At 68.7% G+C, this 6,150-nt stretch carries 7 protein-coding genes; 2 read left to right on the top strand and 5 right to left on the bottom strand.

The features are described 5' to 3' along the window. Positions 1–198 precede the first annotated feature (198 nt). From ptsP to ACM9LZ_RS18150, 5 genes are read right to left on the bottom strand one after another with little or no spacing between them, the layout of a single operon-like run. Positions 199–1,998 carry a phosphoenolpyruvate--protein phosphotransferase gene (ptsP, locus tag ACM9LZ_RS18170; RefSeq protein WP_416620923.1) on the bottom strand — a complete coding sequence of 600 codons (1,800 nt, stop codon included), beginning with the start codon at positions 1,996–1,998 and terminating at the stop codon, positions 199–201. Between the two features lie 25 nt (positions 1,999–2,023). Then, a complete protein-coding gene (locus tag ACM9LZ_RS18165; RefSeq protein WP_416620922.1) occupies positions 2,024–2,317 on the bottom strand; it encodes an HPr family phosphocarrier protein in 294 nt (97 codons plus the stop codon). A 21-nt stretch (positions 2,318–2,338) separates the two neighbouring features. Continuing rightward, the gene (locus ACM9LZ_RS18160; RefSeq protein WP_416620921.1) at positions 2,339–2,740 is read right to left on the bottom strand and encodes a PTS sugar transporter subunit IIA; all 402 of its coding nucleotides are present in this window, start codon (positions 2,738–2,740) and stop codon (positions 2,339–2,341) included. Continuing rightward, positions 2,737–3,681, bottom strand: a complete 945-nt coding sequence (rapZ, locus tag ACM9LZ_RS18155) for an RNase adapter RapZ (RefSeq protein ID WP_416620920.1) — start codon at positions 3,679–3,681, stop codon at positions 2,737–2,739. Before rapZ ends, ACM9LZ_RS18160 begins: the two co-directional genes overlap by 4 nt. Then, positions 3,678–4,226 (bottom strand): HPr kinase/phosphorylase, encoded by a 549-nt coding sequence (locus tag ACM9LZ_RS18150; RefSeq protein WP_416620926.1) that lies wholly within the window; start codon positions 4,224–4,226, stop codon positions 3,678–3,680. Before ACM9LZ_RS18150 ends, rapZ begins: the two co-directional genes overlap by 4 nt. A gap of 304 nt (positions 4,227–4,530) precedes the next feature. Between ACM9LZ_RS18150 and ACM9LZ_RS18145 the strand changes: the two genes are divergently transcribed. Then, a complete protein-coding gene (locus ACM9LZ_RS18145; protein ID WP_416620919.1) occupies positions 4,531–5,331 on the top strand; it encodes a TSUP family transporter in 801 nt (266 codons plus the stop codon). Between the two features lie 22 nt (positions 5,332–5,353). Then, on the top strand, positions 5,354–6,148 hold the full coding sequence (moeB, locus tag ACM9LZ_RS18140; RefSeq protein ID WP_416620925.1) for a molybdopterin-synthase adenylyltransferase MoeB: 795 nt from the start codon (positions 5,354–5,356) through the stop codon (positions 6,146–6,148). Positions 6,149–6,150: the final 2 nt, after the last annotated feature.

The raw sequence follows: 6,150 nt of genomic DNA, 5'->3' as shown, positions 1-6,150 counted from the left end.
GCCGACGGATGTCGGCGCCCGGCGATTGAGGGCGCACGAAGTCTCCGTTGATCGGTCACGATCAAGGGAGATTGGTATTAGAGCTTATACCATCCGTCAAAGGTCAAACCTTCGGCGGATCGGTACTATCGGTTCCACGAAGCGCCGCGGCGGCAGTCGCCGCCGATACCAACGGTCGAGATATTTCGACCGTTGGTATTACCCCAGCGCCTCGTTGAAATCGTCCAGCAGGGCGGCGATGCGGTCGCCATCGGTCTGGCCCATGATCATGTCCGCGCGCCGCGTGGCCTCCCCCAGGTCCAGGCCGCGCACGCGGCGCTTGACCAGCGGCAGGTGGGCGGGTGCCATGGACAGTTCGCGCACACCCAGCCCCAGCAGCAGCGCCGCATAGCGCGCATCGCCGGCCATCTCCCCGCAGACGGAAACCGGGATCTTCGCCCGCCGGGCGGCATCCACCGCGAACTGAACCAGGCGCAGCACGGCCGGATGCAGCGGGTCGTAGAGATAGGCCACCTGCTCGTCGCCGCGATCGATGGCCAGCGTGTACTGGATCAGGTCGTTCGTCCCGATCGCGAAGAAATCGGATACCGATGCCAGACTGTCGGCCGCCAGGGCGGCGCCCGGTATCTCGATCATGGCCCCCAGCGGCGGCAGCGGGTCGGCGATGGCATGACCGCGCCGGACCAGCCGGCGGGCCACGGCGCGCAGCAATTCCCGCACCCGCCGCATTTCCGACGGCTGCGAGATCATGGGCACCAGGATGCGCAGCGGCCCGTGGGCACTGGCCCGCAGCATGGCGGCCAACTGCGCTTCCAGCAGTTTCGGTTCCTTCAGCCCCAGGCGGATGGCGCGCAGGCCCAGTGCCGGGTTGGCCGGCGTGGCGAACCGGTCGGCCAGCGCGCCGGCCAGCTTCTCCCCGCCCACATCCAGGGTGCGGGCCGTGACGGGCCGCCCCTCCATGGCGATGACCAGGTCGCGCAGCACCTCGTACTGCTCCTCCTCCCCCGGCAGGTCGTCGCGGTTCATGTAGAGGAACTCGGTCCGCAGCAGACCGATGCCCCCGGCCCCGCCATCGCGCGCGCCATCCAGCTCCCGCGGCAGTTCCAGATTGGCGTGCAGGGTGATCGCGGCGCCGTCCCGCGTCACCGACGCCAGGCCGGCCATGGCCTTCAACTGTTCCCGCTCGGCCCGCCACAGGCTCCGGCGCTGGCGGTAATCGGCAAGCACATCGGCCGGCGGATTGATCAGCACCCGCCCCGCGCGCCCGTCGATCACGACGAGGTCGCCCGTCTGCACGCCCTGCAGCAGACCGGCCGCACCCAGCACCGCCGGCAGGCCCAGCGACCGGGCCATGATCGCCGTATGCCCCTCCGCCCCCCCCAGCACGGTGGCGAAGCCGCCGATGCGGCGCGGGTCCAGCAGGGCCGTGTCGGACGGCGACAGTTCCTCCGCCAGGATGATGGCGCCGTCGGGCAGGCGGGAGAAGGCCTGGTAGGGGGTTTCCATCAGGTTGCGGATCAGCCGTCGTCCCACCTCCCGCACATCGGCGACGCGGGCGGCCAGATAGGCGTCGTCCATCGCGGCGAAGCTTTGCGCCAGGACGGTGATTTCCTGCTGTACGGCCGATTCGGCGTTCTGCCGCTCTTCCCGGATGCGCCGTTCCACGCCCCGGATCAGGCGGGAGCCGGACAGCATGGCCTGATGCGCATCCAGCAGGATGGCAATGTCCGACGCGGCGTCCGCGGGCAGCGACCCGGCCTTGGATTTCAGCTTGCCGATCTGGCGGCGCGCCTTGTCCACGGCCTCGTGAAAGCGCGCCACCTCCTCTGCCACGCCATCGGCGGCCAGGCAATATTCGGGCACCTGAAGGGCGCCCGCCTCCATGACATGGGCCGGGCCGATGGCGATGCCGGCGGACACGCCCAGGCCGCGCAGCATGCGCTGGGCCGTGGGGCCATCCCCCGCGCCGTCGCGGGGTGGATGGTTTCGCGTCGTCATGGGCGGGTCACTCCCCGAAAAATCCTCAATCCTCACCGAACTTGTCGTCGACCAGGATGGTCAGCGCGTCGAGCGCCTCCCGTGCCTGCCGTCCGGCGGCGCGGATCTTGATGGTGGTGTCGATGCTGGCCGCCAGCATCATCAGCCCCATGATCGACACGCCCGACACGATGTTGTCACAGCGCTCCACCTCCACCTGCGCGTCATATTCGCCGGCCAGCCGCACGAATTTGGCGGCGGCGCGGGCATGCAGGCCCCGGCGGTTGCGGATCAGGACGGTGCGGGACAGCGCGTCGGGGGGCAGGGTGCTTTCGCTCATGGGAGGAAGGGTTCCGTCAGGTCAGTCGGACAGCAGGGCCGAGGCGACATTGATGTATTTACGCCCCGCCTCCTGGGCGGCGGCGACACTGTCCTTCAGGCCGGCGCCCGTCTTGCGGACGGAGGCCAGCTTGATCAGCATGGGCAGGTTCATGCCGGCGATCACCTCCACCTTGGCGCGGTCCATGATGGAGATGGCCAGGTTGGACGGCGTGCCGCCGAACATGTCGGTCAGCACGACGACCCCGTCGCCCGTATCGCATCCGGCGACATTGGCCAGGATGTCGTTGCGCCGCTGTTCCATATCGTCTTCCGGGCCGATGCAGACGGCGCAAACCTGCTTCTGCGGGCCCACCACATGTTCCAGGGCGGCAATGAATTCCACGGCGAGATTGCCGTGGGTGACCAGGACCAAGCCAATCATGCGCTTTCCCTCGGGTTCGTGCCGGTTGCCGCCCTGTCCTCCGGGACGGTCGCGGCCTGTTCCTTGCGGTCGAGATCGCGATGCGCCTCGCCCACCTTGTATCCCCGTTCCTTCAGCCAGTTGGCAAGGCCGTGGGTGATGAAGACCGACCGGTGCCGCCCGCCCGTACAGCCGATGGCGATGGTCAGGTAATGCTTGCCTTCCCGCACATAGCGGGGCAGCAGCGGTTCCAGCAGCCGGGTCAGGTTGCCGAAGAATTCCGCATAGTCGGGATCGCGGGTGATGTAATCCGCCACGGGCTGGTCCAGGCCCGACAGCGGGCGCAGGTTCTTGTCCCAATGCGGATTGTCCAGGAAGCGGACATCGAAGACCAGGTCGGCCTCCCGCGGGACGCCATGGCGGAAGGAGAAGCTGGTGACGAAGATCTTCAGCCCCGGCCCGCCATTCAGATGGAACAGCCCCGCCAGATGACGCCGCGCGTCATGGACGGAGAAATGGGTGGTGTCCAGCACCTCGTCCGCGGCATCGCGCAGGGGCTGCATCAGCACACGTTCCACCGCCACGCCGTCCAGCACGGGGCGGTCGGCCGCCAGCGGATGGGGACGCCGCGTTTCGGTATAGCGCCGCTGGATCGCGTCGGCATGCGCATCCAGGAACAGCAGGCGCACATGCAGATCGGCCCGTTCCCGCAAGATGGCAATCTGCGCCAGCAGGTCCTGGGTGTCGAAATCGCGGGTGCGGCTGTCGATGCCGATGACCAGCGGCCGGTCATGCGTCTGGCTGACCAGCGGCTGGAGCAGCGACAGGCGCAGGTTGTCCACCGCCTCGTAGCCCAGATCCTCCAGGCATTTCATGGCCGTGGACAGGCCGCTGCCCGACATGCCGGTGACGACGACGACGGGCAGCCGGCCGTCGGGCCCCAGGGGGGAGGTGCCGTTCATGCCCGCCCCCCGGCGCCGGTCCTGGCCCCGGCGAGGGTCCCGGCCTGCCAGGCCGCCTCGCCCGGGACCAGGGGCCAGCCCTTGGCCAGCGCCGCCATGGCCAGGCGCAGCTTGGCAGGGGTGGAGGCGTGGAAGGCGTCCAGGGTCAGGCGCGGCAGGATCACCCCGGCCAGGGTCTCGCATGCGGGCAGGGGCAGGCGTTCGCCGGGCCCATCAAGATCCACGACCAGGACAAGCGGGGCCCGGTCGACCGACGGCACCGGCAGGATGCCCAGCCCCCGCACCTCGATCAGGCCGGCGAGCGCCTGCGGGGCGCGGGCCAGCAGACGGCCGTCGCCGCCGCGAACCAGATCGACCCTGTCATCGGCAACCAGTTGTGCCCCGGCATCGATCAGCCGCAGGGCCAGATCGGATTTGCCCGCCCCCGATGCACCCCGCAGCAGCAGGGCCATGCCATCGATGGCGACACAGCTTGCATATATCTGGACCATGATCACCCGCGCGATCGGATCAAAAGCCAGGGCCGGCAATGCCCCGCCGCCCATCCGCAACACGTCCCGGCATCCGTGCCATCCCGCCCGAGTTCGACTGGAACGATCTTCTTAGCAAACCCGGGCGCCGGGGGCGAGGGTTATCGGCGGCACGGCCGCACGTGCCGCAGGAAGGTGGTTGTATCCTTTGCGGTTTCCCGCAATAGCCCGATGGGCCGTCCGTTATCCGGCCGCAAGCGCGGCCAGGGAAACGGCCGCCTGGGCGGGGTGGGGCTGGTGCGCGTCCAGCCCCCCTTCCCTGGAAGGTTCGCACGGCCTATCACTGGGGCCGCCTTTCTTCGTTCAGCAGGCGTCCATCTTGCCCGAGCTACTGCCCACCGACATCCTCGCCTTCCTGGCCATCGCAGCATTGCTGGCGGGCTTCATCGATGCCATCGCGGGCGGCGGCGGGCTGATCACCATTCCGGCCCTGCTGTCGGCCGGCATCCCGCCCGCCGCGGCGCTGGCCACCAACAAGCTGCAGGGCAGCTTCGGCACGGCCATGGCCACGCTGACCTTCTGGCGGGCGGGGCAGATTGAACTGAAGACCATGGCCATGCCCGTCGCCTGCGTCTTCGTGGGGTCCGCCACGGGCACGGCGCTGGTCCAGGTGACGGGCACGGGCTTCATGACCGCCGTGATTCCCGTGCTTCTGGTGGCCATCGCCGTCTATTTCCTGCTGAGCCCGCGGGTGGGGGACATGGAGGCCAGGGCGCGCCTGTCGCTGCCGGCCTTCAGCCTGACCGTGGGCCTTGCCGTGGGCTTCTATGACGGGTTCTTCGGTCCGGGCACGGGCAGCTTTTTCGCGCTGGGCTGCGTGGCGCTGCTGGGCATGAACATGCGCCGCGCCACGGCCAACACCAAGCTGCTGAACTTCACCAGCAATGTCGTCAGCCTGGGCGTCTTCGCGCTGGGCGGGCAGATCGTCTGGACGGCGGGGCTGGTGATGGCGGTGGCGCAGGTGGCCGGGGCCTGGGCCGGCAGCCATGCCACGATCCGGTTCGGCACGCGGCTGGTCCGCCCGCTGCTGGTCATCGTCTGTCTGGCCATGACCATCCGCCTGGTGGCACAACCCGATCATCCCCTCTATCTTCTGCTGCGCGGCCTGTTCGCCGCCTGACCGACCGGAGCCCTGGCCCATGCTGGACCTGACCGACAGCCAGATCGACCGCTATGCCCGCCACATCATGCTGCGGGAAGTCGGCGGGGAGGGGCAGTCGAAGCTCCTCTCCTCCGCCGTCCTGGTCGTGGGGGCCGGGGGGCTGGGGGCACCCCTGCTGCTTTACCTGGCCGCCGCCGGGGTGGGGCGAATCGGCATCGTCGATGATGACGTGGTCGACCTGTCGAACCTGCAGCGCCAGGTGATCCACGACACGGCCGGCATCGGCGTGTCCAAGGTGGACAGTGCGGCTGCCCGCATCGCCGCCATCAATCCCGACGTGAAGGTGGATATCCACCGGACACGCCTGAACCGGTCCAATGTGCTGGATATCCTGGCTGGCTATGACGTGGTGGCCGACGGCACCGATAATTTCGCCACCCGCTTCCTGTTGAACGATGCCTGCTTCCTGGCCGGCAAGGTGCTGGTCAGCGCCGCCATGCTGCGCTTCGACGGGCAATTATCCACCTTCAAGGCGCATCTGGGCGACCCGCACCCCTGTTACCGCTGCGTGTTCCGCGAGCCGCCGCCCCCCGGCATGGTCCCTTCCTGCTCCGAAGGCGGGGTGCTGGGGGCCCTGGCCGGGTCCATGGGCAGTTTGCAGGCCGTGGAGGTGCTGAAGGAACTGTTGGGCATCGGCGACAGCCTGTCGGGCCGGCTGCTGATGTATTCGGCCCTGGAAACGGGATTCCGCAGCGTGAAGATCCGGCGCGATCCCGACTGCCCCACCTGCGGCACAAATCCCGCCTACAAGGACCTGTCGCATCATCCGTTCTGAAC

The organism is Niveispirillum fermenti, from assembly GCF_048066175.1.
In the GTDB taxonomy this organism is placed as follows: domain Bacteria; phylum Pseudomonadota; class Alphaproteobacteria; order Azospirillales; family Azospirillaceae; genus Niveispirillum; species Niveispirillum fermenti.
This window is presented reverse-complemented; position numbering and strand designations above follow the sequence as displayed.

Coding starts and splice junctions, on each gene's coding strand:
- ACM9LZ_RS18150 (WP_416620926.1), bottom strand. CDS start 4,226: ATGGGCGGCGGGGCATTGCCGGCCCTGGCTTTTGATCCGATCGCGCGG.
- ACM9LZ_RS18160 (WP_416620921.1), bottom strand. CDS start 2,740: ATGATTGGCTTGGTCCTGGTCACCCACGGCAATCTCGCCGTGGAATTC.
- rapZ (WP_416620920.1), bottom strand. CDS start 3,681: ATGAACGGCACCTCCCCCCTGGGGCCCGACGGCCGGCTGCCCGTCGTC.
- ACM9LZ_RS18165 (WP_416620922.1), bottom strand. CDS start 2,317: ATGAGCGAAAGCACCCTGCCCCCCGACGCGCTGTCCCGCACCGTCCTG.
- ptsP (WP_416620923.1), bottom strand. CDS start 1,998: ATGACGACGCGAAACCATCCACCCCGCGACGGCGCGGGGGATGGCCCC.